Below are 26,026 nucleotides of genomic sequence, written 5' to 3'. Positions count from 1 at the left end.
CCAATGTGAGGGCCGCACAAGATGCGGCCCCAGGAGGCACTCATGAAGCTGAAAACCCTGAAACCTCTGTATCTGGGCGGCCAAACGCTGGTGGAGGGCACCTCTTTCGAGACTATCGAGCAGCACGGGCGCCAGTTGATCCAGAGGGGCTATGCCGAGCTGGACAGCTCCGAGGGCGAGGTGGTGGTGACCATCACCCAGGAAGATGCGACTGGCGCCGGCGTGCTGACCACCAGCACTCTGGGCGCCGTCACCCTGCCGATTACTCCACCAGTCGCAGTCTTCAAGGCGAAGCACAAGGGCGGTGGCAAGTGGATCGTGGTGGATGCTGAAGGCAACCAGGTTGGCGAGTTCGCCGGTAACCAAGAAGAAGCCAATGCTGAAGCTGAGCGACTGGTCGCGGGTGGCGAGCCAGAGAAGGTCAAGGAGTAACCCATGCCAGTGATCGCCATCGAACTGGCCATGCACCACTTGCTGGCCGAGCCAGAGGACCAGGTACTGGTACAGGCACAGCTTGAGGCAGCGGAAGAGACGGCGATGAAATTTCTGAATCGCCGCTTCTACCTTGATCAGGTCGCGCTCGACACAGCTCGTGCCGGGGTGCAGGGGGCGATGCTAGCGGCCAAGGAAGCGAATGCCGCAGCGGTAGCGGCCGCCGAGGCGGAGCAGGACCACACGCTGCGCTGCCGCCTTCTCGGTCATGCCCGCCAGGCGCTGGCCGACGCCTACGACCAGTGCGACGCCATCGCCTACGGCATGGTACTCAACTCTGCGATCCAGGCGGCCTGCCTGCTCAAGCTGGGCCACTTGTTCGCCAACCGCGAGGAGGTTGTCACCGGGGCGACAGCTGTCGAGCTTCCGATGGCGTCCCAGCACCTGCTGATGCCGTACCGCATCCGGATGGGTGTGTGATGCAGGCCGGTAAACTTCGGCACCGCATCGACATCGAGGAGAAAACGACTCCCCGTGACCCGGGCACCGGTGAGTATGGCGAACCCCAGTGGGTGGTGCGCTGGGGCAAGTGTCCGGCGCGTTTCGAGCCGCTTTCGGCCCGTGATCTAGTGGCAGCTCAGGCTGCCCAGTCTGAGGCAACGGCGAGAGTGGTTATTCGGTATCGCGCTGGTGTGCTCCCTATCATGCGAATTGTTTACCGCGGCGAGATCTACAGCATCGAAGGCCCGCCGCTGGAAGATCCCAAGTCGGGCCTGGAGTACCTGACCATCATCGTCTCGAAGGGGATTAAAGATGGCTGACCAGATCACCGCTCGCCTGCAGGGGCTCAAGCCCGTAACTGGCAAGATGCTGGGCCTGGCTCCAAAGCTTCGCCGCAAAGGGCTGCGCAAGGCTGCGCGCCAGGCCATGAACATCGTTCGCGATGATGCCAAGGCGCGGGCCAGGGCAATGGATGACCCGGAAACCGCCGAGAAGATCTGGCGAAACATCGTTACCCAAGAGTCGGGGCGACAGGGCCAGCGCGAGGGTGGCGTGGTGATGAAAGTTGGTGTTCGTGGCGGAGCCGGTTCAAACCAGCACAGTAAGGATGCCAGCGGCAACCCTGGTGGCGACACCCGACACTGGCGGTATCTGGAGTTCGGCACCCAGCACAACCCGCCGGCGCCGTTCATGCGGCCCGCCTTCTCAACCAACGTGAATGCCGTGACCGACCGCTTCGTGCAGGTGCTCGGGCAGGAAATCGACGCGGCGCTGTGAGGAGATCATGGAAGCACCCATTTTTGCCGTGTGCTCGACAGATCCCGGCGTTACTGCCTTGCTCGGCGTGGGCGTTGACTGCCGGCTCTACTCATTCGGGGAGGCCCCGGAAAAGCCGGTGAAGCCATACGTCGTCTGGAACTTGATCGCTGGCAGCCCTGAGAACTTCCTCGCCGGCCGGCCAGACGCCGACAGCTTTACCCTGCAGGTGGATGTGTATGCGGCCACCGCCTCTCCGGTGCTTGCAGTGACCAAGGCTATCTGTGCGGCGATTGAGCTGCGAGCTTATGTCGTTCGTTGGGGCGCCACGGACCGCGACCCGAAAACAAAGGACTACCACCGAAGTTTCGACGTGGACTGGATAGTCCGCCGATGAATCAACCGAGCCCGCCCAGTGCGGGCTTTTCTTTGCCCGATAGGAGACCACCATGTCGATTCTCACCCAAGGCACCCAGGTTTATGCCCTGATGCCTCCACTCACTGGCGCAGGCCCATCGACTGTGATGGAGGTCGAGTGCGCCACAGCATTCAACCCTGGCGGCGCGCCGAAGGAGCAGATCGAGGATACCTGCCTCAGCTCCAACGAACGCACCTACAAGCCGGGGCTGCGCACCCCGGGCCAAGCCTCTTTGACCATCAACGCCGATCCCAATAGCGCAAGCCACATCCGCCTGCATCAGCTGTCTGAAGCCAATGGCGACACCACGCTCAAGTGGGCTGTTGGCTGGTCCGATGGCTCCTCGGCTCCGAGCGTCGCAGCATCCGGCAGTCTGGATCTGATCGCGGTGACCAATGGCGGCAGCGGTTACGCCAGCGCTCCGACCGTAAATCTCACCGGCGGTGGCGGTAGCGGGGCCACGGCCGTTGCCGTGCTGGATGGTGACAAGGTGGTGGCCATCAACATCACCGCCTCAGGAACCGGCTACACCAGCGCACCAAATGTCACCTTCAACGGCGGCTCCGGTACTGGCGCTGTCGCCACCGCAACCGTCAACCTGGAGGAAGACTTCGTTCTTCCGCCTTCGCGTACCTGGTTTGTATTCGAGGGTTACGTGGCTGACTTCCCGTTCGACTTCGCCGCCAATGCCGTGGTCAGCACCGCGGTATCTATCCAACGCTCGGGCGGTTCCGCCTGGGTTAAGAAAACCACCTAAGGGGCCACCATGGATCTCGCACAACTGAAAAAGAAGGGGGGCGTTGTCGCTGACGCCCTGGTTCCGAAGAAGGTCGAGTGGACACATACCGACGAGACCGGCAAGAGCATCACCGACAAGTTCACCGTACACGTTCGACGCCATAACTTCGGCGTGATGGAGGCGATGTTTGCCGGCGGTGAGGCCGAGCGATTCAAGAATGCTCGCTACCTGTCCGCTAGCATCATGCTTGGCAAGGACGGCACCGAAGAGCTGCCGTTCGATGACGCGGTGAACCTCGATTCGAGCCTGGGAATTGTTCTGCTGAATGCGGTCAACGAGGTGAACAACCCCCCTGCAAAGAACTGACCCCAGGCGACGAGCTCTGGCATGAGTTGGTGCTCAACGGGGTCGGTGGACGATCGATAGCCGAGGCCAAGGCCACACTTTCCTATGCGGAAGTGCTGGCCTGGGTGGCCTACCGAGACAAGCATGGATCGCTCAATCTTGCTCGCCGTCAGGAGTTGGCCGCGGCGCTGATCGCCCTGCAGGTCAATCGCTCGGGCGGTGGCAAGGCGGAGCTCTACGACTTCATGCCACATCACGTCAATCCTGGGGATGCCCTGAAGCAAGCAATGGCTGAGTGGGCGTAACGCGACGTAACCCTTGATTCATTAGGGAAAACCGCCAGCCAAACAACTACCGACATGGTAAGCCCGTATCGGTGATAGCCAACTAAGCCCGCAATGGCGGGATTTTTTTCGCCTGGAGGAATGCATGGCGAGCCGTTCTCTAGGCACTTTGACACTTGATCTGATCGCTAGAATTGGCGGCTTCCAGCAAGGCATGGATCAGGCCGCAAGATCTACACAGCGCAGCATGGCGCAGGTAGAGCGGTACGCCGCAAACACCTCGCACGCGGTGATGTCGTCTTTCAAGGCGATCGCTGGAGCTGCTGCAGCCTACCTTAGCGTTCAGCAGGTTATTAAATACTCCCAGTCGTGGGTTGGAGTACAAAACCGCGTCAAGCAGGTATCCGAGACGTTTGACCAGTTCGCCAAGCAGTCGCAATCGGTATTTGCTGTTGCGCAGAACGCCCGCTCGTCTCTGGACGCTACCGCCGAGCTCTATCAGCGCATCGCCGCCAACTCTGGTCAACTCGGTGCGACCCAGGAAAAGGTAGCCCAGGTAACGCAGAACATCAGCAAGGCCATGTCTGCCAGTGGCGTATCCGCTGAGGCTGCACAGGGCGCCCTAGTACAGCTTGGCCAGGCATTCGCGTCGGGCGTGTTGCGTGGTGAAGAACTTAACTCTGTGCTCGAGCAGGCCCCCGGCCTTGCCCAGGCCATCGCTGATGGTATGGGGGTGGCACGGGAGTCGCTGCGTTCTATGGGCGAGGCTGGCAAGCTGACGTCCAAGGAAGTGTTTGGTGCGATCCTCGCCCAAACTCAGGCGATTGATGATGCTTTCGCCAGGTCTCAGGCGACCATTTCGGGGGCATTCCAGACTATCGAGAACAGCGCGACCAAATTTATTGGTTCGCTTGATGAGGCATTGGGCCTCAGCAAGGCCTTTACTGACGCCGTACTTGCTGTATCTAAAGCCTGGGATGGAGCAGGGGTTCAAGCTTTTGCTCAGGTCCTGACTGCCGGCCTGTATGTGGCGATCGGAAAGGTAGGCTTGGGGTTTGCCAACATGCTCGCGGCATGGCGTGCCAGTCGTGTCGCGGCCCAAGAGCAAGCAGAAGCATCAATGATTGCGGCCAACGGTTCGTTGCGGCGCGCCGAGGCGGCGCATGCTGAAGCCCTGGCGGTGCAAAACTCCGCTCGGCAAGCGGTTCAGTCTGCCAGCGCCCAAGTCGCAGCAGAGCGACAGATTGCAGCTGCAGAGGTTTCTCGCGTCCAGGCAGTGATGGGGTCGCTAGCTGCGGAAAAGCAACTTGAAACGCAGCGATTACAAGCCCAGATCTCCGACGTCGGTAGGCAGCAGTCCATTGCGCGGATGGCAGAACTGCGCGTGGCGGAGGTCGCGATCACCAATCAACTGGCAGTCGCCGAGGCGAAGCTCGCGTCAACGACCGTTGCAAGCTCAACCGCAGTCGCGGGTGCCTTGACGAAACAAGCTGCGGCTACTGAGGCCGTTGCGGTCACTACGCTTCAGGTCACCGCGGCTCAATACGCGGCAAGTACCGCAACAGCGGCATGGGCCGCGACTGCCACCTTTGCAGGGCGGGCAATTTCGGCGCTGCAAGGGGCCTGGTTTGGTCTGATGCGAGTTATGGGTGGCCTTCCTGGCTTGGTCCTCACCGTGGCTGCTGTAGGCGCGTCCTTTCTGACATTTGGTGACAATGCCGCATCCGGCGCGGGAAAGGCTGCAAACGCCTTTGAGGATGCATCCACGAGGATTCGCCGAGCTTCGCGTGACATGATCCCGCAGAACCTGTCGGGGCAGTCTTTCGAACAGATCCAGGAGAAGGTCGCCGGCCTGACCAAAGAGCTCAAGGAGGCCGAGCAGTGGCAGGAGGTGTTCCAAAAGAACGTTGACGACGGGAAAAACACCTCACAGGGCAACCTTGATATCCAGAAGGAGAAGGTTGGGGCGTTGCGCCTGGCGCTCCAAGAGCTCAATAAGGAGCTGAACGGCACAAGGCTTGCCTCGGACAAAGAGGGCAGCAACTACCTGAAGAACTTGGAAAAGCAAGCGGTTGTTGCTGGCAAGCTGACAGAGGTCGAGAAGCTCCGGGCTCAGCTTGCAGCTGGCTCGTTGAAGCTGTCGCCGCCGGACGAAAAAAAGGCCCTGGCTGCTGCCGACGCCATAGATAAGGCCAACAAGGCCCTTAAAGAGTCGAAGGCAATCGACAAGGACAGCAAGGCGCTTGGCAAACGCTTTGAGGACATGGAGGAGGGCTACAAGCGGCAGATCGAGCTGATTAACACCTCCACTGACAAGCGAAAGAACGCCACTGAGGTGGAGAAGCTCGCTTTTGAGGTCTCCAGTGGGAAGCTGGAAGGCGTTAACTCGCAGCAGCGCAAGCGCCTGGAAGGCTTGGCCGCTGAACTCGACGCACTCAAGAAATTGAAGCAGGCGGAGGAGGACGGCAAGAAGCTAGCATCCTTCCGATCCAGTGTGAACGAGGATTACCAGACTGCTAAAAGTGGATTTGATCAGGAGCTAGCCGGTGCCGGTCAGGGCGATAAATACAAGGAACGCCTGAAGGAGCGACTGGCGATTGAGGAAGACTTCAACCGTCAGCAGCGCGAACTTGTCCTCCAGCGAAATAGCGGCGACGTCAGCCAGGAACTGTACGACCAAGAAACTCAGATTCTCAGTGATGCACTTACCGCACGACTGGAGCTTCAGAACGACTACTACAGCCAGCTTGATGATGCACAAGCCAACTGGATGGACGGCGTCACTAGCGCATGGCAGAACTTCGCCGATGCGGCCACGAACTATTCGGCAATGGCCGCTGATGCAACAACCTCTATCCTCGGCAGCGCAAGAAGCGAGCTTGGTACGCTTCTGTCGGACGTAGCCACTGGGGCAAAGGATGCTGGAGATGCACTGATGGACATGGTGGCTGGTTTCGCCAAGTCCATGATCAATGCATTGGCGGATATGGCTGCTCAATGGCTTGTGTATCAGGCAATCCAGCTAGTGGTTGGAAAAAGCACCCAAGCGACTGCTGGCATGGCGCTTGTCGCCAATGCCCAGGCTACGTCATTTCAGGCAAGCCTTGCCGCCTTCGCCTCTACTGCGGCGATTCCAATTGTCGGCCCAGCAATGGCACCAGCGGCCGCCGCTGCAGCCGCTGCAGCAACTGCCCCAATGGTCGCCGGCGTGGCCTCCAGTGCTTTGGTCGGTATGGCACACAACGGCCTCGACAACATCCCGCGTGAGGGCACATGGCTGCTCGATGGTGGCGAGCGGGTGCTTAACCCGAACCAGAACCGCGACCTGACCCAGTACCTGCGCAGTGCGAACGATGCGGGTGCTGGAGTGGGGAGTGGCGGCGTCACAATCAATGCCCCTGTCACTGTCCAGGCCCAGCCAGGCATGAGTGACGAGGATGCTCGCCGCCAGGGCGAGATGGTTGGGCAGGGGCTCAGGCAAACCATCCGCGAGGTGCTGAATGAAGAGTTCGCCCAGGGCGGGTCGATGTGGAGGAGGTAATGGCAGAGACATTTAGCTTCTGCACCAGGGTCGGCGCATCGGGTGAGATCAAGCAACGTACATGGGAGAACGATTTCGGTGATGGATACGTCCAGTCGGGCGGCACCGGGATCAACGGCAAGTCGCAGGAGTGGGCCCACCAAGCGGTGGGTAGCCTGGAGGCGGGGCAGGAGCTTCGCCTAATGCGTGACTTCCTTGATCGCCATGAGGGCTACAAGTCTTTTTTCTGGACCCCTCCAGGCGGGACGTTGGGGCGGTACAAGTCCAAGGACTACAAGCTCGATCCACAAGGTGCTGGCCTGTTCAAGCTTAGCTTCACGATGAAGCAAGTCTTCACCCCCTATTGACCCCGCCCGAGCGGGGTTTATTTTTCTGAGGCCCCATGACTTTCGAAACCGATATCCAGAAGCTCGAGCCGGGCAACCAAGTCCGGCTGTACGAGGTGGACGCTACGCGCCTGGGCGGTAACCTGATGCGCTTTCACGGGCACGCCCAAGAGGGCGACATCGTCTGGCAGGGACAGCTGTACGAGCCAATTCAGATCGAGGCCAAAGGCTTCGATATTCGCGGCGACGGTCGGCCAGCTACACCGACGCTACAGTTGGCCAACGAAATCGCTGGTGTGCGAGGTGCCGTCTCGGCGTTATGCCTGGCCCTCAAGGACCTGGCAGGCGCTAAGGTGAAGGTCATTGAGACCTTCCGGCACTTCCTTGACGCGGCAAACTTCCCGGAGGGCAACCCCGGCGCTGCCAATCAGGCTCGGGAAAATCTTTGGTTCATTGAACAGAAGACCGAGGAAGACCGGGAGCAGGTGACGTTCCAGCTATCGAGCCCGCTGGACCTTGGTGGGGTGCAGTTGCCCAGCCAGCAGATCACCAAGCTGTGCCGATGGGCTACGCGCAACGGTTACCGCGGCGAGGCTTGCGCATATTCCGGCGCCGCGATGTTCACCAAGCAGAACGAGCCGACTGACAACCCGGCGCTCGATCGCTGTGCGGGCCGTTGGAACAGCTGCAAGCTGCGCGGTAACACACGCCGATTCGGCGGTTCCATGGGCGCAAGCCTGATCGCAAGTTCGAGGTAATCCATGCGTATCAACCAACAGTTGCAGGCCGCTATTCGCGAGCATGCCGAGCGCGAGCACCCGGCGGAAGCGTGCGGCGTGTTGATCAAGACGGCCGCGGGCCGCGAGTACGTGCCTTGCCGCAACCTGGCCAAGACGCCCCGCGACCAGTTCACCCTGCACCATAAAGACCTGGCCAACGCCGAGGACCGCGGAGAGCTGCTGGCTATCATCCACAGCCACCCGGACGCTACGCCGCGCCCGAGCATGGCCGACCGCGTCAGTTGCGAGCTGCATGAAGTGCCGTGGGGCATCGTGGCCTGGCCAGGTGGTGACATGGAGTGGTTCAAGCCGTCCGGATATACCGCGCCGCTGCTGGGCCGCGAGTTCTCGCATGGCCTGCTCGACTGCTGGGGCGCCTGCCGCGACTGGTACTCCAGGGAGGTCGGCCTGCAGTTGCCAAACTTCGAGCGCAAGGATCTCTGGTGGGAGGAGGCCGACGGCCCGAGCCTGTATGAAGACAACTTCAAGGGAGCCGGCTTCTATCAGGTCAGCGAGCCGCGCCGTGGTGACATGCTCGTCTTCATGGTGCCGTCACTTGGCCGACCATGCTTCCACCCGAATCACGCGGCGATCTACCTGGGCGACGAGCCGGCCCTGGTCAGCGAGGACGCACCAACGCTGGGTGGCTCCGGCCCATTCATCTATCACCACATGGCTGGTCGCGCCTCCACGCGCGACATCTACGGCTGGTCGATGGCCAACCGCTGTCGCCTGATCCTTCGGCATAAGGAGTACGAACCATGATGCGCACCGTGAAGCTCTACGGGGTTTTGCGCCGGCACTTCGGGCGCGAGTACGTGCTGGATGTCCACAGCGCCAGGGACGCAATACAGGCCCTGTGCAACATGATTCCGGGCTTTGAGAAGTTCCTGGCCACTGCCGAGGAGCGAGGCCTGGCGTTCACGGTGTTCTCTGGTCGCCGCAATCTCGCAGCCGAAGAGTTGGATCTGCAGGGCGGTGATAGTAGCGAGATCCGCATTGCACCAATTATCCAGGGCAGCAAACAGGCCGGCCTGTTCCAGCTAGTGCTCGGCGCCGTGTTGGTGGTGGCTGGCTATTTCACATTCGGGACTACCTCGGCGGCCGGGTTGGCAATGATGGCCGGCGGTGCCGCAATGGCGCTTGGAGGCGTGGTGCAGATGCTGTCGCCCACGGCCAAGACCGGAAGTCTCGATCGTAACGAGGACGGCAACAACCCCAGCTACGGCTTCGGCTCAGCGGTGACCACCATTGCCCAGGGCAACCCTTATCCCGTCCTTTACGGCGAACGTGAGATCGGCGGGGCGATCGAGTCCGGCGGTGTGTACCCACAAGACAGGCTGTAACCAGCCGATCACCTGACCTGCTCCGCAGGTTTTTTGTTTCTGGAGGAGTGAATGGTCGCGAAAGTGAAGCGCAGCACGCTGGCAACTCGGGCGCAGCGGCGCCAAGTCGTCGGGTACAAAGGGGGCGGCAAGAAGCAGAAGCAGCCGAGCATTGCCTCGAACAGCGTGCCGTCAATCTCGACCGCTCGCTTGGTCTACCTGTGGAGCTGGGGGCCTATCGTCGGACCTGTGAACGGATTGCGCTCGGTAAAGCTCGATGGGACGCCGATCATTGCCGAGGACGGCACGATTAACTACCCAGGTGTGAAGTGGCAGTTCCGGTCGGGAGAGCTGCACCAGGATCGCCTTGAGGGGGTTACCGAGTCGAGCAACGAGATCAGGGTCGGCCTGGAACTGCGTAGCACCGTGCCGTGGGTTTACTCAATCAATAACGCCGTTATCGACGCCGTGCGCGTGCGGTTTTCCTGGCCGGTGCTGCAGGCCCAGGACAGTGGCGGCAACATCAACGGCGTACATATCGCTTATGCGATTGACGTGGCCACGGATGGCGGTCCCTACCAGCAGGTGCTGACGTCGAGCGTAGACCGCAAGAACGTCACCAAGTACGAGCGATCGCACCGTATCGAGTTGCCCGCGGGCAGCAGGTGGACTATCCGTGCGCGTCGCTTGACACCAGAGGCGAGCAGTTCGCTGGTGCAAGACGCCATGGTCGTTGAGGCGATCGCCGAGGTCGTCAACAGCGACCAGGAGTATCCGCTCACGGCGGTCGGCTGCATCGAATACGACGCCCAACAGTTCGGCGGGGACTTCCCGAAGATTGCGGCCCTGATGCGCGGCAGAATCGTGCGAGTGCCGATGAACTACGACCCAGAGACGCGCACCTATGCCACCTCCGGCGCCGGCACCACCAACGGCGTGTGGGATGGCTCGTTCAAGGAGGCTTACACCAACAACCCGGCCTGGGTGTTCTACGACCTGGCTCTGCACCCGTACTACGGCCTGGGCGATCGTATCGATGCCTCGATGATTAACCGCTGGTCGCTGTACCGCATCGCCCAATGGTGCGACCAGTTGGTGCCGGACGGGAAAGGCCAGGGGGGCATGGAGCCGCGTTTCACCTGCAACCTCTACCTGCAGAAGCAGGCCGAGGCCTGGGCGGTGCTGCAGGACCTGGCTGCGATCTTCCACGGGTTGGCGTACTGGGACGGCAGCCAGATCACTGTCAATGCCGACATTCCGCAGGACCCGGTCTACACCTACACGCCGTCACAGATTCTCGGAGACGGGGCGATCAAGTATTCCGGCAGCAGGTTGCGCGACAGGCACAGCCTCGCCATGGTCTCGTTCGATGATCCTGATCAGGGGTTCGATACCGACAAGGAGCCGGTATTCGATGAGGACGCCATGGCCGAGTACGGCGTGCGAAGCGTTTCTGTTGAGGCGGTGGGCTGCACCAGCCGTGGCCAGGCCCAGCGCGCGGGCAAGTGGGCGCTGCTGACTGAGCAGCTGCAGATCCGCGGCGCGACGATCAACGTTGGCCTAGATGGCTATATCCCGAAGCCTGGAACCGTGATTGCGCTGTCCGATCCAATGCTGGCCGGCAGGGCCAACGGCGGCCGGATTGCTGCCGTCGCTGGCCGCACCGTGACCGTTGACCGTGACGTCGAGGTTCCCGCCGGCGCCCGGCTGCTGGTTAACCTGCCCAGTGGCAAGGCCGAGACGCGGCAAGTTCGCTCGGTGAGCGGGCGGCAGATCACCGTCATGGCCGACTTCAGCGAGGCCCCGCAATCCGAATGCGGCTGGGCGATCGACTACGACGATTTGAAGCTGATGCAGTTCTACGTTCGCAACGTGACGCGGCCAGAGTGGACTCGGTTCCAACTCGAGCTGATCCAGCATGAGCCCAGCAAGTTCGACGCCATCGATCACGGCACCATGATCGACGACCGGCCAATCAGTGTTTTGCCGCCTGGCGTGCAAGAAGCTCCGGCCCGCGTGCTGATCAGCAGCCACTCCGCTGTAGACCAGGGCATTGCGGTTACCACCATGACCATCGGGTGGGATGCTGCGCCTGGCGCTGTGGCGTACGACGTGGAATGGCGCTGGGGCTCCCGTGACTGGACCAAGGTGCCGCGCACCGGTGAGCTCGCCGTCGATGTGCGTGGAGTGTATGCAGGCCAGTACCTGGCCCGCGTGCGAGCCGTCAACGCAATGGACGTGGCATCTATCCCCGCAACGTCGGTACTCACTGATGTCGCAGGCAAGACCGCGTCACCACCAGCGGTAACGCATCTCACGGCATCGAGTGAGCTGTTCGGCATCGGCCTCAAATGGGGTTTCCCATCAGGCGCCGAGGACACCCAGCGCACCGAGATCTGGTATGGCCCAGGCAACAGCCTGGAGGAGGCCACCAAGCTGACCGACCTGGCACACCCACAGGCGGACTTCCTCATGCAGGGGTTGGCGGCGGGCGCCACGTTTTTCTTCTGGGCTCGCCTGGTGGACCGGACCGGCAACGTGGGGCCGTTCTACCCGACCGGTGCCGGCGTACAGGGGCGAGCCAGTTCCGACGCGAACCTGATACTCGACTACATCAAGGGCAAGATCGATGAGTCCAGCCTGGGCCAGCACCTCAAGGATGAGATCGCCAAGATCAGTGGAGATGGGCCGGGGTCGGTGAATGATCGCTTGGAGGCGATCAAGGATCTGATCAAGCAGTACACCGATGCGCTGGTGTGGGACCCGGAGAAGACCTACAGCAAGGGCGAGATCGTGCGCCAGGGCCAGAACCTGTACCAGGCTCTCGGTCCTGTTCCGGTGGGTACTCAACCTCCGAACGCGGCCTATTGGAAAGACGTGGGCACGATCCTTGAGGAAGCCAATGCCTTGGCCGGAGAGGTGCATAACCTGACCCAGCAGATCACCAACATCGACGGCAAGGTGACAGCTATGTCGGAGAAGGTCGACGGGGTCTATGTGCAGCTCAATCCGCCAATGGCGGGCGACAGCGGGGAGCTGGTGGGGCAGGACGCGGGCTACGCCGGTGTCTGGTCTGTCTGGTCTGCAATCGCCGAGGGCGACTACCAGCAGGCCAAGCGCACAGACATCGTCGAAGCAGGTCTCGGCGAGACAAATGCCAAGGTCACGGATCTGACCACGGCGATGGTTACTGCTGATACAGCGCTGTCCGAACGTATCACCCAGGTTGACGCAAAAGCCGGAGATAACTCTGCCGCGATCAAGGCGGAAACGCTGGCCCGCGTGACGGCAACCGATGCCCTGGCGCAGAAAACGGACACCCTCGAAGTGAACCTTGGCAAGACCTCGTTGAAGGCCGATCAAGGCTTCCAGCTCGCTACGGATGCAAGCGGCAAGGTCAATGCTTCATGGTCCGTGCGCTTGCAGTACAACGCGAGTAACGGCGAGTACAAGTACGCCGGTATCGGCTTGGGCCTAGAGAACAACGCCGAGGGGCAATTGGAATCGAAGTTCATCATCGATGCCGACATGTTCGCAATTCAGCAGGGTGGAACTGTTCCGTTTGCTGTTGAGGGCGGCCAGGTCTTCATGAAGTCTGCATTCATCAAGAACGGCTCTATCGACATGCTCAAAATCGGCGACAACCTGCAGTCTGCCGACTATGAGCCAGGAAAGCGCGGCTGGAAGCTCTGGAGGGGCGGCAATCTGGAGTTTAACGGCAACCTGGCGGGTGGCGGCAGGCTGACCATGTCGAACCAACTGATCCAGGTGTTCGACACAAACGACAGGCTGCGGGTCCGGCTTGGTATTTGGGGATAAGGCGGGAGGGAGAGGAAAGACTCTCTCGCCATTTGTTTTACAGATGAGGGGTGCGCATGGCACGCAAGAATATTGAGCTTGGAGTGATCCCGACGGGCCAAGGCGGCGACACGTTCCGCTCAGCGATGATCAAAGTTAACGACATGACCGCCGAGCTGTACACGGCAATCGAGGAGGGCGGCGGAAAGGTTCAGACAGTCGCAGGCGTCGAGCCTGATGCCGTCAAGGACGTCCCCAAGGCGCTTCTGGCGACTGCACTTGGGGTGGACGACAAAGCGGACAAAGCGGCAGTCAATACCGCGCTGAGCGAGAAAGCGGACAAGGTCCCGGGTAAGGGGCTTTCGACAAACGACTTTACAACCGCCGAGAAAACCAAACTCGGAACCCTGACCAACCTAAAGGATCAGGGTATAGGCGGCCCTGGAATCCCGGTCCCTGATGGAGACCTGAACAAGGCCCTGGTGTATGGGAACTATGCCGTCAAACCTACCGACGCAAACGGCAAAGGGACCTACGGGTTCCTTGAGGTAATTACTTTCGACAGCAGCTCAGTCTTGCAGAGGCTTACTACCACCAGGGGGCACCCTATTGGGGAGGTTTCGTGGTTCCGATCGGTTAGCGGTAACATCTGGACAGAATGGTTCAGGTCCATAACCAAAGGAGATTTTGGCGTAGGGGCAGACCCAAGAGCTGGCAGTGCTCAGCAGAGCGTAAAGGCTATTTCTGACGCAAACGTTCTGGAGCCAACAGGAACATACCTTGTCCACACCGAAACCCTGAACAGCCCGAAGGTTTACGGCACGTTCCGAATGGAGTGGTATGACGTGACGAGCTGGACGCAAACCGTTACGCAAATCAATGAGCCTATCGTGTGGGTTCGCGGATGCATTAACGGCGCCATTCAGCCCTGGAAGAAAGTTGGCTCGGGTGGCGCAGGGCTGCCTGTGGGCTCCCTGGTTCAATGGCATTTATCTGAGGCATCCCTGCCTGCCGGTCATATCCCGGCAAACGGACAGTTGCTGTCTAGAGCTATGTGGCCAGAGCTCTGGGCCCTGGTATCGCCGGTCGCGGTAACCGAAGCCGCATGGGCAGGTGACGCATATCTTCAGACCTCTTGGTCTTCAGGTGATGGCTCGACCAACTTCCGAGCACCAGACCTTAACGGAAAGCTTGCGAACGGCGCCCTGAATGGACTGTTCATGCGGGGATATGGCCGAGCATCGGCAGGCCTACAGCGGCTTCAGACTGACGCTACGCAAGACTTCAAGATAGGCTTTGTTGATTCGCCGTTTGATTTATATGCAAGTGAGACTGGATATTCTAATCCAACAACGAACTCAGGTACGTCAAGGAACGTATGGGCACAGGCGAATCAGGGCAATCAAATTAAGCTGGTCCCAGTATCCCCGGCGAACAAGGCTCTAAGGGTTGCTGCAGAGACTCGTCCGGCAAACTTCGGCGCTATCTGGTGCTTCATTGGTGGAACAACCGCAGTAAACCCTGGGACTGTCGATATCACCGCTACGGCCGCCCAAGTCGCAACCCACTCTTCGCAGATTCAAAACCTGCAAGCAACATCACTTAAAAAATGGGTTAGCGGCTGGACGCCTATAGCGTCCTCAACCAACATCTATATAACCCACAATCTCAACGCCAAACCATTTTCTATTACGCTAGAGGCGAAACTTAAAGTAGCGGTTGCTGGTTATGCGGCGGGCACTATCCTCAATATAAGCAACAACGCGGAAAGTAGTGCAGCGGTTGGAATGAGCATGTACAACCTTGGTTTAAACAACTTCGCCATACAAGCAACCAACGGGCAGAACGCCGCAGTCATTCACGCAACGCCCGGAGGAACGGGAACTTTCCTTCCATGGTCAAGCTGCGACATACAGTTCACTGTACTAGCAATTTAAGGAGTTAAAATCATGGATTACACGCTTTATCAGTACGTTTACCAGGGCGGAAGGCAGGCCGGTAAGTTCATGGGCGACCATACTCCTCCAGAGGGGGCAATCCTCGTAGATAGCATCTCCGAGTTCTGGGATCAGGTTTGGCTATTCCCGGGCTGGAGTGAGTCCCCCTCTGAGAACGCGAGGATTGATTCCGAATGGAAAGCCGAGCAGTCAGCTATCACCACCGCCCAGCTTGAGTGTCTGCAAGAGATCGCAGAAAAGGTCGAGGCTCCCGATGCAATCCACGGCAGCCTGAAAGACTGGCTCACTTATCGCGGCGAGCTGCGCCGGTACTCTGGAGGAAGGCCAAGGCCAGAAGCTCCATAGGACCAATAAAAACCGCTATTGAGCGGGTTTTTTTTGCCTGTTGAAAAAGTATCTATCACCGATCAGCGACTTCCACTTTTCCTCCCTCAGCCAGCCCGCCAAGTCGCGGGCTTTTTTGTGCCTGGAGTTTGACCATGACAATTCAAAACGCCCGCGGCGTCCGCAACCGCAACCCGGGAAACATCGACTACAACCCCCGCAACGACTGGCAGGGCCAGCTCGGCAAGGAGCCGAACGGCCGCTTTGCCATCTTCGACACTGCCGAGAACGGCATCCGTGCCCTGGGCAAGCTGCTACTCAACTACCGAGGCAAAGACGGTATGCCGGGAGTCGGCGGCCCAGGCATCGACACCCCTCGCGAGTTCATCACCCGCTGGGCGCCTGGGAACGAGAACGACACCGAGGCCTACATCGCCGCAATCGCTAAGCGCCTGGGCGTGAAGGCGAACGACGCGATCGACATCAAGAACCCGGCGACCCTGCGGGCTGTGATGCTCGGGATCATCGTGCACGAAAACGGCGGCAACCCTTACCCGGATGCTGTGTTCGAGGAAGGCTTGCGCAGGGCCTTGAGGTGAGCGCCGGCGCCTGGCGGGTGGTTGGCATTCTGCTGGCCGTCGTCCTGGTGTTGGCCGCCGGAGCTGCCCTGGGGGCCTGGCTGTCTTCCAGGCATTACCGGCCGCTGCTCGATACCGCCCAAACCGAGTTGGCCACGGCAAAGGCTGGCCGCAACAACCTGGAAGCCCTGGCGGGGGAGCAGGGGCGGAGGCTGGGTGACCTGGTGCTGGCTGGCCAGGAGCGCGAGCGTCGCGCCGCCCTGGCCCAGGCTGATGCCAAGGAGCTGACCCAGCACGATTACTCGGCGGGGAACCGATTGCTGCAGGAGCGTACTGGCGGTGACCCGGCGCCGGCGGCGGAATCGATCATTGATCAGGAGCTGGGGTTGTGAACGACAAAACGCACAGCAAAATATTCCAGAAGCTATTCCTGACCGGTCTTCTGTTGCTCCTGGTCGGATGCGCAGCCCGGGAACCTGAAGTGCGCACCGTGCGTGTGGAGGTGCCGGTGCAAGTACCCTGCAGGGCGCCGGTTGTGCCCGTGCCCGCTTGGGCCACGGATAGCCTTAAGAAGACCGACAGCCTGGAGTTGAAGGTGCGGGCGCTGCTTGCGGAGCGCTGGCAGCGGATAGGGTATGAGCGGCTTTTGCTGGCCGCAGTTGATGCGTGTCGCTGAACAGGCCGAGAGCAGCGCTATTTTTGTAGGAGGTTTATATGCCGGCAGGATTACAGACGTTTTATGCTGACGGAACGGTCAATATCGACACGAGCGCAGGGCTGCCTCGCTACCTCGGGATCACGCCAGCCCAGTGGTCCGGCAGCGTGCAGGTTCCTGAATGGGCTAGTAGTCGCCCGTGGTTCGTAATCTTGAAGGACCAAGTCGGTGGTCCGCACCAGATCAACACCACGCAGACATCCATTAGCGGTACAACGCTGACCTGGAGCACGCAGCCACATCCGCAATGGGGGCCGGCAGTGCTGGTCTACGGGTGCTATTGATGAGCAGCGTATATTTCGAAAGCATCAACGACTGGGGCTCTGTGCAGATCAGCGACTCGTTTTCAAACTATGTGCTATGGAAAAAGGGTGAAGTGTACAGCGGGGTTGGGCAGGCGGCAGCCACACAGATGTGGGACATGCGAGCTCCTGTTCCTAAGAGTGGTGCGAGGGCCATAATCGCCATTGAGCTCCCTTCAGGCTGCGCGCCGTTGACCTTATTCCAGAAGTTGGACGGGAGCACCCAATGGGCGAGGATCTACTCCAGCGACGTTTACACCTCAAACCAGAAGCTTACTTACTACGTCTTCATCCCCTCGGATGATCCCGAGGTGTCGCTAGAACCGCCGCGAGGGCTGCTCAACATCTGGAACGAGCACGGCAAGCTGATCTATGACAGCGAGGCGCCATTCCTCAAAGTGCTTGACTATCGAGAGCATTACTACGGCGCTGGGCAACTTTCAACAACGTACCCGAACGCACAAAAGATCGGGCTGGTGATATCGCAGCCGCAGTGGTACGTCGATTCTGGTGGCAGCGCGGGTGGAGGATGGGGAAGCCTCGCTGGCGTGTCGGCCTACGTGACTGGCAACCGCGTTACGTTCGACTACCTGCTATTCAGGCGAACCACCAGCGGCAACCAATGGCCGTCGGTGACGGGGGGGACAAACCCGAGCAAGCCAGCGATGGTCAAGATGTTGGTTTGCGACCTGACGAAAATGGATGAAGTCTCGCTCAACCTGTAATGGAGCCTCCGAACTGAGGAACAGCTTTTCTTCCCCAATAAGCATCCGTTTGCACCAATGCCTATTGAGCTTAAAACGTTCTAAATAAAGTGGTTTTTTTTGGTTGTTTTTGTTCTAAGCTGCTGAAAATAAAGAAGAAAATATGTTTGTATGGCGTGTACTAGCCATCAATGCGGGTGCTGTAGCGGCTGCCGATGTTGAATATGGCGTAGGCGCCGGTGGCGACGTTGCCCTGGCGGTCGGCGTATTTGCTGCCGCTGTATTGCATGCCGCCCAGCAATGCCAGGCCGTCGAGCCAGGGTAGGGCGTAGTCGCCTTGGAGGCTGGCTCGCAGGCGTGGGACGTTGAGGGTTTGATGGCCTTCGTAGGCCGGGGTGCCGGTGCCCTCGACCCGGGAGCGGATCGCCGCGACGCTGGCGGCAATCTGCAGGCGCTGGGTGGCCCAGCCGTTGGCGGAGAGCTCCAGGCCGGTGTTCTTTTGCTGGCCCTGCTGGACGTAGGTGAAACCGCCGGCAGCGTCCGGGCGCGAGTACTGGTAGGCCTGGCGCATCTGGAACAGGGCGGCGGTAAAACTCATGCGTTGCCAGTCGTATTTGATCCCGGTTTCGATTTGGCGCGAGACGGTGGGGGCCAGGGTGGCTCCACTGTTGGTGGCGAACCAGGGGGCCTGGCCACCCAAGGACAAGCCCTTGCCGTATTGGGTGTACAACGAAATGTCGTTGATCGGTTTGTAGATTAACGCCGCCTGAGGCAGGAAGACATAGCGCTGGGTGTGGCGATCGCGCACGCCGTCCTTGTCGAAGCTCTCTTCGTCGAGGCGCACTTCGCGCCCGCCGAGGACGGTCTGCCACTGTTCGTTGAAGCTGATGCGGTCACTGAGGAACAGGCCGTATTGGCGGCTGTCGAGGCGTTTATGGGGGTCGTTGAGGGCGCCGTCGTAGCGCTTGAAGTTCTCCGGCTCGCTCTGGATATTGCCCGTGCCAATCCATTGATTGATGGACTCGCGCCGGTCCACCACACGGCGAAATGCACTGGTCCCCACACTCAGTTCATGGCCCAGGCCCGCTGCGTCGAAGCGACCATTGAGCAGCGCCTGGGCTTCATCATTGCGCCGGGTGTCGTCGGGGCTGCGGAAGTCGTAGATGTCGTAGTTGCCTTCAGGGCTGAAGTAGTTGCCGTTGGCGTTGATGCAGCCAGTGGTGCAGCCGCCCCAGGCAAACGAGCTGTAGTCATCGATCACCACCTTGCTGCGGGACGCGCTGAGGTTGCCCTTCCAGTCGTCGTTGAAGCGGTACTCGAAGTTGCCGCTGATGTTCAGCGACTCATTGGTCACCGGCTTGGAGCCGCTCTGGTGTCCCAGGAGCTTTTTCGGCGAGGCGTGGTGGGGCAGGCTGGCGCCGCCCAGCAGTTGATAGCCCGGTGCCGAGCGCTGCTGCTTGTTCTGGTATTCGATGTCCAGTTGCAGCAGGGCATCGGGGCTGATGTTCCAGTCGAAGGCCAGGGAGGCGAAGTCGCGCTGGCCGTTGGTGTGCTCGACGTAGGAGTGCAGGTCTTCATGGGCCAGGTTGGCGCGCAGGCCGAACTGTTGTTCGCTGCCGAACCAGCCGCCCACGTCGGTGGCCAGGTAACCGCTGCCGCGATCGTCGGTGGAGACGGTGACCGAGCGGATATCCGTGGGCCGCTTGGTCACGTAGTTGATCAAGCCACCCGGCTCGCTGACTCCGCTTTGCAGGCCGGAAAGGCCCTTGAGCAATTCCACCCGCTGCTTGTTTTCCAGGGCGACGCTTTGTTCGCCAGTGACGGTGCGGTTGTTGATCTTGTAGCTGCTGGCGGCGTTCAGGGAAAAGCCGCGCACCTCGAAGTTTTCGTAGTAGCCCACCGGCGCGTAGCTCTGGCCCACCGAGGCGTCGTTCTTCAGCACCTCGCTGAGCAGTCGCGCCTGTTGGTCCTTGATCAGCTCTTCGTTGATCACGCTGATGGAGGCCGGGGTGTCCAGCAGCGGTGTTTCGCTGAAGCCGCCCACCGAGGCGCTGTCGGCGCGATAGCCGTACTGCGCTTCGCCACTGACCGTCTGGGTCGGCAACTGGGTGCCGCTGGCGTTGGCCACGGCGTGGCTGCCGGCCAGCAGCAGGCTCAGGGTCAGGCGATTGAAAGGCAATCCTTTGGAGCAGGCGCGTGTGGGGGGCGTCGGGTGAATCCGGCTCATGAACAATCCTAGAAGGCGACGCTGTCCCATGGCAGAAGCCGGGGGAGGTTCCTGAGAAGGCTACGATCGTCGACCTGCGTGTGTAGTGAAGAACAGCGGGGGAGCCCTGCAGGCATCAGGCAAGGGCCTGGCGGTTGCCGCTGGGTGCTGTCGGGCAGGCGCCATCATACAAGGTGCGGCGTGGGGGTAAAGGCAGGAGAGGAATCAGCTCAGGTTGCCGAGGGGGCGGCTCTGATAGGTGAACAGGAATGGCGTTACTGGTCAGGCTCAGGGGTGTTCATTTGCAGGGATTCAATCTGCTGTTCCAGGGACTCAATCTTGTTCAGCAGGATAGTGATGAGTTTTTCGTCCAGGGGGCGGGCGTCGGTGACAGTCAGGGACTTTTCCAGGCGGTTGACGATTTCGTGGTTCATGCTGCGGTTTTCCTGCTTGGCGATGCGCTTGACTTGCAGGTGAAGCTCACCAGGCAGGCGAACGATGAACTTTTGAACGGGGGCGCACATGCCGGACCTCAGGTGATATCAAAAAGAAACATCATAGAAAGATCGGGGTAGGGGGGCTTCAAGAAAATTCTGAAAAAACAGCAGGATCAGGCTTAGTTTTGCTGAGCAGGATGGGCGGCTCGCTGAGCCGAATCTGGGCTTTGCGCCCATAAAGCCATGCCATGAAATCAACAGGTGGGGGAGAGGGCGCCTGCCCTCTCGCCACAGGTGAAGGTTCGTTTGCATCAGGGGCTGGCCGATGGCTGAAGCCCCGTGCCCGACCTCAACGTCGATCCAGCCACACCGTCTGCGCATTGCAGAACTCGCGCACGCCGAAGTGCGACAGCTCGCGGCCGAAGCCGCTTTTCTTCACCCCGCCGAAGGTCACCCGGGGGTCGCTGGCGCTGTAGCCGTTGATGAACACGCCGCCGGTTTCCAGCTCGTCGGTCATCTGCCGGGCCCGTTCCAGGTCCTGGGTGAAGATCGTTGCGGTGAGGCCGAATTCGCTGTCGTTGGCCAGTTCCAGGGCGTGTTGGGCATCGCGGGCGCTGATGATGGCGGCCACCGGGCCGAACAGTTCCTGCTTGAAGGCGGTCATCTGCTCGGTGACGTCCGCCAGCACTGTCGGTTGGTAATAGTTGCCGGTGCCTTCGACCTTGCCGCCGCCCAGTAGCAGAGTGGCGCCTTCGCCCAGGGTTGCCTGGACTTGCTGGTCCAGCTCATCGCGCAGGTCGAAGCGGGCCATGGGGCCGATGTAGGTGTCGCTCGCCAGTGGGTCGCCCAGCACCAGGGCGCGAGTGGCTTCGACGAATTTGCGGGTGAACTCCGCGACCACCCCTTGTTCGATGATCAGGCGCTTGGCGGCGGCGCAGACCTGGCCGGTGTTCTGGTAGCGGCCGATCACCGCGGCCTTCACCGCTTCGTCCAGATCAGCGTCGTTGAGCACGATAAAGGGATCGGAACCGCCCAGTTCCAGTACGCATTTCTTCAGCGCGGCGCCCGCCTGGGCGCCGATGGCGATGCCGGCGCGCACGCTGCCGGTGAGGGTCACGGCGGCGATGCGGCGGTCGGCGATGGCGCGGGACACGCCGTCCGGGGTGACGTTGAGCACCTCGAACACGCCTTCAGGGAAGCCGGCGCGCTGCAGCGCTTGCAGCAGCAGGTAAGCGCTGCCCATGACGTTCGGTGCGTGCTTGAGCACATAGGTGTTGCCCGCCAGCAGTGCCGGCACTGCGCCGCGCAGCACTTGCCAGATCGGGAAGTTCCACGGCATCACCGCAAGGAGCGGGCCCAGGGGGCGGTACTCGATGCGCGCCTTGTCGTTTTCCACCAGGGTCGCTTCCGGGGCCAGCATGGCCGGGCCGTGCTCGGCGTACCACAGGCACAGCTGGGCGCATTTTTCGATTTCGCCGCGGGCCTGAGGCAGGGGCTTGCCCATTTCCAGGCTGATCATGCGTGCCATGGCCTCGCTGTTGTCCCGCAGGGCCTGGGCCAGGGCGTTCAGGTGAGTAGCGCGGGCGGCGACGCTCTGGCGTTTCCACTGAGCAAAACCTTCGGCAGCGCGGCTCAGCGCAGCGTCCAGCTCGGCCTCGGACTGGTAGGGGTAGGCGCCGATCTGCTCGCCAGTGGCGGGGTTGATCGACAAGGCGTGGGTCTGGCTGGAAACAAGGCTCATGGCACCGTCCTGCTGAGTGGGAATGACAGCAGGTTACGGTGCTGGATCTTTGCTGAAAACTGAATAATATTAAGCGAGTCGTTCACGTTTGGAGAATGAAGTGGATCTGGTCCAGCTGGAGATTTTCAAGGCAGTTGCCGAACAGGGCAGCATCAGCGCCGCGGCGCAACTGATCCACCGGGTGCCGTCGAACCTGACCACAAGGATCAAACAACTGGAGCAGGACCTGGGGGTGGAGCTGTTTATCCGCGAGAAGAGCCGTCTGCGCCTATCGCCTGCCGGGTGGAACTTCCTCGACTACGCCCGGCGCATTCTCGATCTGGTGGCCGAAGCGCGCCTGACCGTGGCCGGCGAGGAACCCCAGGGCCCGTTTGCCCTGGGTTCCCTGGAAAGCACGGCGGCGGTGCGCATCCCGGCGCTGCTGGCGGCCTACAACCAGCAATACGCCAAGGTCGAGCTGGACCTGTCCACCGGCCCCTCGGGGACCATGATCGAAGGCGTGCTCTCCGGCCGTCTGGTGGCGGCCTTCGTCGACGGCCCGGTGCGCCACCCGGCCCTGGAAGGGCTGCCGGTGTTCGAGGAAGAAATGGTGCTGATCGCGCCCCTGGGGCATGCGCCCATCACCCGGGCGCGGGAGGTCAATGGCGAAAGCATCTACGCCTTTCGCGCCAACTGCTCCTACCGCCATCACTTCGAAAGCTGGTTCACCCAGGACGCCGCGGTGCCGGGCAAGATCCACGAAATGGAGTCCTACCACGGCATGCTGGCCTGCGTCAGCGCCGGTGCCGGACTGGCGCTGATGCCCCGCAGCATGCTGGAAAGCATGCCCGGCTGCGCCACGGTCAGCGTCTGGCCGCTGTCCCCGCGCTTTCGCTTCCTGCGCACCTGGCTGGTCTGGCGGCGCGGTACCGTGTCCCAGAGTTTGAGCAGTTTTGTGAAGCTGCTGGAGGAGCGGGGGGCGGTGCTCGCCGAGGGGTGAATGGCGGGGCCCCAGCCACGCCAGGTACGCGGCGCCGCAGTTCTTCAACAGGTTGAAGGCCAGCTCCGACACCGCAATCAAGGCCCCCTGGCCGAAGGCCAGGAGACTCTCAGTGATCGACATGAGGCAGGCTTCAAGGTGAGGGTGCAGGCACGTTAACAGGCCACGCGCTCGACCCGTTGCGCTTGTTCAATAGTTTTTGGGCAGTGGCCGAGCCTGCTGGGCGAACCCGTGTGTTCGCCCTGATTGAACCGCCGATCAGCCGTAGAGACCTGCCAGTTTGAATGCCCAATCGGTGCTCAACCCGATGATCTCCAACAGCAGGTGCAGCAGCATGGGGACCAATAGTCCTCCACTGACAATTCGCGTGACAGCGAACACACAGCCACTCAAAAAGATCAGGGCAACTGACGTCCAGTTGCCGTACTGGAGGTGGAGCCCGGCGAAAATGGCCGAGGTCACGATGATGGCAATCCATTTCCAGACCTGGCTGTTCTCATATGGAAATAGCCGCAGCAGGTAGTGGCGGAAAAACAGTTCCTCGGCAATCGGCGGCAGCACCAGCAGTGAGGCGATTTTGATCAAGGTTTGCCAAGGGCTAAGCCCGGCCAGCAAGTCGTTCATGAAGGCTTCTTGAGGCAGATGCAAAACTGCGATGACGATGCCAAACAGTGCATAGAGTGCGATGAGGGCCAGCGCGCCAACTTTTAATGGCTGGCTGAATGTTCGCCCGCGCCATACAGCGGCCGGGTCAGAGCGGTACTGGATGACGAACAGGATGGACAGGACGAGTGCGGCGGAACCACTGCTGATGACGATCATCAGGTGGTTCTGCATCTCTGCCGGCACCAGCAGGATGCCGGGTATTCCAGCCAGGAAGAACAGCAGGGCAGCCAGAATGAATAGTCCGAGCCTAGGAAAGAACCGGTAGGTAGAACGCTCGGGCGCGCAGGCCCCAGGCGGGGAAAACAGATGAGTCACAGTCACTCCATGAATGTGCGATAAGCGGGGCGGCATAGTGCCACCATTGGCGACCACCAGGAACTGCTTTCAGGTGGCCCTTGCAAAGAGCCTTCAGCCTTTGCACCTGACCAGTGCCAGATACACCCCGGCTTCTTTCCCCGGTTCGATGTAATGGGCGCCTTCCAGATCGGCAACCTTGGTCGGTTCCATCACCAGTTCCAGTTCGGGTGCGCCCTTGTAGCGCTCCTCTCCACTGCTCAGACCGTACTTGAAGGCATGGTGAAAGGCCTTACAACTTTCGAAGTTGCCGTAGGTGTAGCCGCCTTTCTGGTCCACGTAGAACTGTGAGTAAGTCAGCAGCACGATGCCCCAGCGTTCGATATGGTCGTCAGGCGTGGTGTGGGGGATCTGCTTGACCAGATCCTTGCGGATCTCCCGGATCTTGGAGTGGGCGTTCTTGTTGTTGTGCACCACCTTGAATTCGATGGCGGTTGAGGCCTCTTCGCTGTAGCTGTCCTCGATCCAGATATCCACCTTGCGTCGCTCGGCGGCGATCAGCCAGCGGGGGACGTTGCAGCGAGGAGCGCTGATGTGGCTGGGGCGGTAGTCTTCGCGTTCATCGAACTGGCCGCCGAGGCCGAAGTGCTCGCGATTGATGTCCAGCAATGCCGCCGATTCCAGGCTCAGCCACAGTTCCGGAGCGACGCTGACAACAATCGATTTGAGAATGCGCTGGCGTTCTTCCTGTTGCAGGTGCGTCAGCAGCAGTTCGGTAAAGCGGGGAACAAAGGACATGGGATCTCCTTATCAGGTCCGAAAAGGTGGAGCGGTCAGATTAATGCCCAACGGGCCGTGGGATGCCCAGTTGCAGTTGTCGGGCTTCGAGCTGTTTGTCCAGGGTGTGTTTGCCACTGAGTAACTTGAGGTGCTGCACGCTGGGCGGCAGTTGGCTGTCGATCAGTGTCAGTGCATCCAGCTGAGGAGCCTTGATGATGCGCAGGTCAGCGATGTTCGAGGTTTTCAGGCCGCTGATTTCCCCCAGGGTCTTGAGGTTGATCAGGCTCAGCTTGCGCAACTGCGGTGCCCCGCCAAGGTCCAGCCGGCTCAATTGCGCCTGGTCCTCGATCTTCAGCACGTCAAGCTGTGGAAAGCCGTCCAGGTCCAGGCGGTTGAGGCCACGCACCCGCATGATCTCCAGCTCCCTGACGTAGGGGCTGTGCAGCTCGGGCATCTGCTCACGGCTGCTGAACGCCACCGACAGACTGCGCAGGCCGCTCATGCCGGCGACCATCCCCAGGGGGGTGTTGGCCGGCAGGCGATGCAGGCTCAGGGTATTGATGCTCGGACACTGGCTCAGAATCTCCAGGTCATGGCTCTGCGGGCTGATGTGCAGGCTCTGCAACTCGGGCATGCGGGCAATCGGCGCCAGATCGATGGTTGGGCCCTGGTCCAGGGAGAGCCGCAGGCTGTGCAGGTGTTCGAGGTTGGGCAGGGCCAGAAGCCCGGGCAGATCGGCACGGAAGACTTCCAGGGTAAAATCCCTGAGCGGGTGCAGGCTGCCAATGGCCTGGAAATGTTCCAGGGTTTCGAGGCCGTCCAGGCTCAGCGAGTGGACGTTGGGCAGGGCGAGCAAGGTCCGGCCATCAAAACTTCTGCTCGAATAGTGGTTGTAGAAACGCACGGTGAGGCGCTCGCCATAACGCGCGCAGAGGGCATCGGTCTGTTTCAGCAGTGGGTAATCGTATTGCTCGACGCTGTGCCACTGAACGATGACTCGGGCCCGCGGATCGGCCTCCAGCCGGGCACCGACCTGCAGGCGCAGGTCGGCCTGGGTCGGTGCTTTGATTCGATGGGGAAACATCAGCAGTCCTTGAT

25 protein-coding genes and 4 pseudogenes are annotated in these 26,026 nt (G+C 60.7%); 22 read left to right on the top strand and 7 right to left on the bottom strand.

The genetic code is table 11. The annotated features are described in order from the left end of the window. Nucleotides 1–42 precede the first annotated feature (42 nt). From ACSSVC_RS24065 to ACSSVC_RS23965, 21 genes and pseudogenes are all read left to right on the top strand, one after another. Nucleotides 43–432, top strand: coding sequence for a hypothetical protein (locus tag ACSSVC_RS24065; RefSeq protein WP_492611531.1), 390 nt, complete (start codon nucleotides 43–45; stop codon nucleotides 430–432). A gap of 3 nt (nucleotides 433–435) precedes the next feature. Beyond that, complete coding sequence (locus tag ACSSVC_RS24060) at nucleotides 436–912, top strand: head-tail connector protein (RefSeq protein ID WP_492611530.1); 477 nt, start codon at nucleotides 436–438, stop codon at nucleotides 910–912. Beyond that, nucleotides 912–1,253 carry a phage head closure protein gene (locus ACSSVC_RS24055; protein ID WP_492611529.1) on the top strand — a complete coding sequence of 114 codons (342 nt, stop codon included), beginning with the start codon at nucleotides 912–914 and terminating at the stop codon, nucleotides 1,251–1,253. The genes ACSSVC_RS24060 and ACSSVC_RS24055 overlap by 1 nt, the downstream gene beginning before the upstream one ends. Then, on the top strand, nucleotides 1,246–1,710 hold the full coding sequence (locus ACSSVC_RS24050; RefSeq protein ID WP_170001194.1) for an HK97-gp10 family putative phage morphogenesis protein: 465 nt from the start codon (nucleotides 1,246–1,248) through the stop codon (nucleotides 1,708–1,710). Before ACSSVC_RS24055 ends, ACSSVC_RS24050 begins: the two co-directional genes overlap by 8 nt. A 7-nt stretch (nucleotides 1,711–1,717) precedes the next feature. Continuing rightward, entirely contained in the window at nucleotides 1,718–2,086 is a 369-nt protein-coding gene (locus ACSSVC_RS24045; RefSeq protein WP_492611528.1) for a DUF3168 domain-containing protein, read from the top strand. Nucleotides 2,087–2,138: 52 nt separating this feature from the next. Continuing rightward, a pseudogene (locus tag ACSSVC_RS24040) lies at nucleotides 2,139–2,477 on the top strand (phage tail tube protein); the annotation flags it as partial. Nucleotides 2,478–2,711: 234 nt separating this feature from the next. After that, nucleotides 2,712–2,864: pseudogene (locus tag ACSSVC_RS24035) on the top strand (phage tail tube protein); the annotation flags it as partial. A 9-nt stretch (nucleotides 2,865–2,873) separates the two neighbouring features. After that, nucleotides 2,874–3,212, top strand: coding sequence for a phage tail assembly chaperone family protein, TAC (locus ACSSVC_RS24030; RefSeq protein ID WP_492611527.1), 339 nt, complete (start codon nucleotides 2,874–2,876; stop codon nucleotides 3,210–3,212). 29 nt (nucleotides 3,213–3,241) lie between these two features. Next, a complete protein-coding gene (locus ACSSVC_RS24025; RefSeq protein WP_492611526.1) occupies nucleotides 3,242–3,496 on the top strand; it encodes a phage tail assembly protein T in 255 nt (84 codons plus the stop codon). Nucleotides 3,497–3,620: 124 nt separating this feature from the next. Then, entirely contained in the window at nucleotides 3,621–7,016 is a 3,396-nt protein-coding gene (locus tag ACSSVC_RS24020) for a phage tail tape measure protein (protein WP_492611525.1), read from the top strand. Next, entirely contained in the window at nucleotides 7,016–7,363 is a 348-nt protein-coding gene (locus ACSSVC_RS24015) for a phage tail protein (RefSeq protein WP_492611524.1), read from the top strand. The genes ACSSVC_RS24020 and ACSSVC_RS24015 overlap by 1 nt, the downstream gene beginning before the upstream one ends. A 35-nt stretch (nucleotides 7,364–7,398) precedes the next feature. Further along, nucleotides 7,399–8,100 (top strand): phage minor tail protein L, encoded by a 702-nt coding sequence (locus tag ACSSVC_RS24010; RefSeq protein WP_492611523.1) that lies wholly within the window; start codon nucleotides 7,399–7,401, stop codon nucleotides 8,098–8,100. Between the two features lie 3 nt (nucleotides 8,101–8,103). Further along, nucleotides 8,104–8,886 (top strand): C40 family peptidase, encoded by a 783-nt coding sequence (locus tag ACSSVC_RS24005; protein ID WP_492611522.1) that lies wholly within the window; start codon nucleotides 8,104–8,106, stop codon nucleotides 8,884–8,886. Then, on the top strand, nucleotides 8,886–9,467 hold the full coding sequence (locus ACSSVC_RS24000) for a tail assembly protein (RefSeq protein ID WP_492612589.1): 582 nt from the start codon (nucleotides 8,886–8,888) through the stop codon (nucleotides 9,465–9,467). Before ACSSVC_RS24005 ends, ACSSVC_RS24000 begins: the two co-directional genes overlap by 1 nt. Nucleotides 9,468–9,518: 51 nt before the next feature. Beyond that, entirely contained in the window at nucleotides 9,519–13,265 is a 3,747-nt protein-coding gene (locus tag ACSSVC_RS23995; RefSeq protein ID WP_492611521.1) for a TipJ family phage tail tip protein, read from the top strand. A gap of 56 nt (nucleotides 13,266–13,321) precedes the next feature. After that, the gene (locus ACSSVC_RS23990) at nucleotides 13,322–15,181 is read left to right on the top strand and encodes a hypothetical protein (protein WP_492611520.1); all 1,860 of its coding nucleotides are present in this window, start codon (nucleotides 13,322–13,324) and stop codon (nucleotides 15,179–15,181) included. A 12-nt stretch (nucleotides 15,182–15,193) separates the two neighbouring features. Continuing rightward, entirely contained in the window at nucleotides 15,194–15,547 is a 354-nt protein-coding gene (locus ACSSVC_RS23985; protein ID WP_492611519.1) for a hypothetical protein, read from the top strand. Between the two features lie 134 nt (nucleotides 15,548–15,681). Next, complete coding sequence (locus ACSSVC_RS23980; protein WP_492611518.1) at nucleotides 15,682–16,125, top strand: structural protein P5; 444 nt, start codon at nucleotides 15,682–15,684, stop codon at nucleotides 16,123–16,125. Then, the gene (locus ACSSVC_RS23975) at nucleotides 16,122–16,496 is read left to right on the top strand and encodes a hypothetical protein (RefSeq protein WP_492611517.1); all 375 of its coding nucleotides are present in this window, start codon (nucleotides 16,122–16,124) and stop codon (nucleotides 16,494–16,496) included. Before ACSSVC_RS23980 ends, ACSSVC_RS23975 begins: the two co-directional genes overlap by 4 nt. Then, on the top strand, nucleotides 16,493–16,780 hold the full coding sequence (locus ACSSVC_RS23970; RefSeq protein WP_492611516.1) for a hypothetical protein: 288 nt from the start codon (nucleotides 16,493–16,495) through the stop codon (nucleotides 16,778–16,780). Before ACSSVC_RS23975 ends, ACSSVC_RS23970 begins: the two co-directional genes overlap by 4 nt. A 322-nt stretch (nucleotides 16,781–17,102) precedes the next feature. Next, nucleotides 17,103–17,846 carry a hypothetical protein gene (locus ACSSVC_RS23965; protein ID WP_492611515.1) on the top strand — a complete coding sequence of 248 codons (744 nt, stop codon included), beginning with the start codon at nucleotides 17,103–17,105 and terminating at the stop codon, nucleotides 17,844–17,846. Between the two features lie 163 nt (nucleotides 17,847–18,009). On the opposite strand, the pseudogene ACSSVC_RS23960 reads toward ACSSVC_RS23965, so the two are convergent. The 3 genes and pseudogenes from ACSSVC_RS23960 to ACSSVC_RS23950 form a co-directional block, all read right to left on the bottom strand. After that, nucleotides 18,010–20,052, bottom strand: a pseudogene (locus ACSSVC_RS23960) (TonB-dependent siderophore receptor); the annotation flags it as partial. Nucleotides 20,053–20,306: 254 nt separating this feature from the next. Then, the gene (locus tag ACSSVC_RS23955) at nucleotides 20,307–20,555 is read right to left on the bottom strand and encodes an Arc family DNA-binding protein (protein WP_346635048.1); all 249 of its coding nucleotides are present in this window, start codon (nucleotides 20,553–20,555) and stop codon (nucleotides 20,307–20,309) included. A gap of 262 nt (nucleotides 20,556–20,817) precedes the next feature. Then, on the bottom strand, nucleotides 20,818–22,209 hold the full coding sequence (locus tag ACSSVC_RS23950; protein ID WP_346635047.1) for an aldehyde dehydrogenase family protein: 1,392 nt from the start codon (nucleotides 22,207–22,209) through the stop codon (nucleotides 20,818–20,820). Nucleotides 22,210–22,309: 100 nt separating this feature from the next. Between ACSSVC_RS23950 and ptrR the strand changes: the two genes are divergently transcribed. Then, a complete protein-coding gene (ptrR, locus tag ACSSVC_RS23945; protein WP_110652865.1) occupies nucleotides 22,310–23,188 on the top strand; it encodes a putrescine utilization regulator PtrR in 879 nt (292 codons plus the stop codon). A 9-nt stretch (nucleotides 23,189–23,197) separates the two neighbouring features. Here ptrR and ACSSVC_RS23940 read toward each other — a convergent pair. The 4 genes and pseudogenes from ACSSVC_RS23940 to ACSSVC_RS23925 all read right to left on the bottom strand — a co-directional run. After that, a pseudogene (locus ACSSVC_RS23940) lies at nucleotides 23,198–23,290 on the bottom strand (LysE family translocator); the annotation flags it as partial. Between the two features lie 156 nt (nucleotides 23,291–23,446). Then, nucleotides 23,447–24,169 (bottom strand): CPBP family intramembrane glutamic endopeptidase, encoded by a 723-nt coding sequence (locus ACSSVC_RS23935; RefSeq protein WP_346635046.1) that lies wholly within the window; start codon nucleotides 24,167–24,169, stop codon nucleotides 23,447–23,449. A 93-nt stretch (nucleotides 24,170–24,262) separates the two neighbouring features. Next, nucleotides 24,263–24,946 carry a hypothetical protein gene (locus ACSSVC_RS23930; protein ID WP_346635045.1) on the bottom strand — a complete coding sequence of 228 codons (684 nt, stop codon included), beginning with the start codon at nucleotides 24,944–24,946 and terminating at the stop codon, nucleotides 24,263–24,265. Between the two features lie 40 nt (nucleotides 24,947–24,986). Then, entirely contained in the window at nucleotides 24,987–26,012 is a 1,026-nt protein-coding gene (locus tag ACSSVC_RS23925; protein WP_492611514.1) for a leucine-rich repeat domain-containing protein, read from the bottom strand. Nucleotides 26,013–26,026 lie beyond the last annotated feature (14 nt).

The organism is Pseudomonas sp. E1BtOHC1 (assembly GCF_058744285.1).
This window is presented reverse-complemented; position numbering and strand designations above follow the sequence as displayed.

Bases quoted from the DNA above. Each gene is read 5' to 3' on its own strand.
- ACSSVC_RS24065 (WP_492611531.1), top strand. From the start codon at position 43: ATGAAGCTGAAAACCCTGAAACCTCTGTATCTGGGCGGCCAAACGCTG.
- ACSSVC_RS24060 (WP_492611530.1), top strand. From the start codon at position 436: ATGCCAGTGATCGCCATCGAACTGGCCATGCACCACTTGCTGGCCGAG.
- ACSSVC_RS24055 (WP_492611529.1), top strand. From the start codon at position 912: ATGCAGGCCGGTAAACTTCGGCACCGCATCGACATCGAGGAGAAAACG.
- ACSSVC_RS24050 (WP_170001194.1), top strand. From the start codon at position 1,246: ATGGCTGACCAGATCACCGCTCGCCTGCAGGGGCTCAAGCCCGTAACT.
- ACSSVC_RS24045 (WP_492611528.1), top strand. From the start codon at position 1,718: ATGGAAGCACCCATTTTTGCCGTGTGCTCGACAGATCCCGGCGTTACT.
- ACSSVC_RS24030 (WP_492611527.1), top strand. From the start codon at position 2,874: ATGGATCTCGCACAACTGAAAAAGAAGGGGGGCGTTGTCGCTGACGCC.
- ACSSVC_RS24020 (WP_492611525.1), top strand. From the start codon at position 3,621: ATGGCGAGCCGTTCTCTAGGCACTTTGACACTTGATCTGATCGCTAGA.
- ACSSVC_RS24015 (WP_492611524.1), top strand. From the start codon at position 7,016: ATGGCAGAGACATTTAGCTTCTGCACCAGGGTCGGCGCATCGGGTGAG.
- ACSSVC_RS24010 (WP_492611523.1), top strand. From the start codon at position 7,399: ATGACTTTCGAAACCGATATCCAGAAGCTCGAGCCGGGCAACCAAGTC.
- ACSSVC_RS24005 (WP_492611522.1), top strand. From the start codon at position 8,104: ATGCGTATCAACCAACAGTTGCAGGCCGCTATTCGCGAGCATGCCGAG.
- ACSSVC_RS24000 (WP_492612589.1), top strand. From the start codon at position 8,886: ATGCGCACCGTGAAGCTCTACGGGGTTTTGCGCCGGCACTTCGGGCGC.
- ACSSVC_RS23995 (WP_492611521.1), top strand. From the start codon at position 9,519: ATGGTCGCGAAAGTGAAGCGCAGCACGCTGGCAACTCGGGCGCAGCGG.
- ACSSVC_RS23990 (WP_492611520.1), top strand. From the start codon at position 13,322: ATGGCACGCAAGAATATTGAGCTTGGAGTGATCCCGACGGGCCAAGGC.
- ACSSVC_RS23985 (WP_492611519.1), top strand. From the start codon at position 15,194: ATGGATTACACGCTTTATCAGTACGTTTACCAGGGCGGAAGGCAGGCC.
- ACSSVC_RS23980 (WP_492611518.1), top strand. From the start codon at position 15,682: ATGACAATTCAAAACGCCCGCGGCGTCCGCAACCGCAACCCGGGAAAC.
- ACSSVC_RS23965 (WP_492611515.1), top strand. From the start codon at position 17,103: ATGAGCAGCGTATATTTCGAAAGCATCAACGACTGGGGCTCTGTGCAG.
- ACSSVC_RS23955 (WP_346635048.1), bottom strand. From the start codon at position 20,555: ATGTGCGCCCCCGTTCAAAAGTTCATCGTTCGCCTGCCTGGTGAGCTT.
- ACSSVC_RS23950 (WP_346635047.1), bottom strand. From the start codon at position 22,209: ATGAGCCTTGTTTCCAGCCAGACCCACGCCTTGTCGATCAACCCCGCC.
- ACSSVC_RS23930 (WP_346635045.1), bottom strand. From the start codon at position 24,946: ATGTCCTTTGTTCCCCGCTTTACCGAACTGCTGCTGACGCACCTGCAA.
- ACSSVC_RS23925 (WP_492611514.1), bottom strand. From the start codon at position 26,012: ATGTTTCCCCATCGAATCAAAGCACCGACCCAGGCCGACCTGCGCCTG.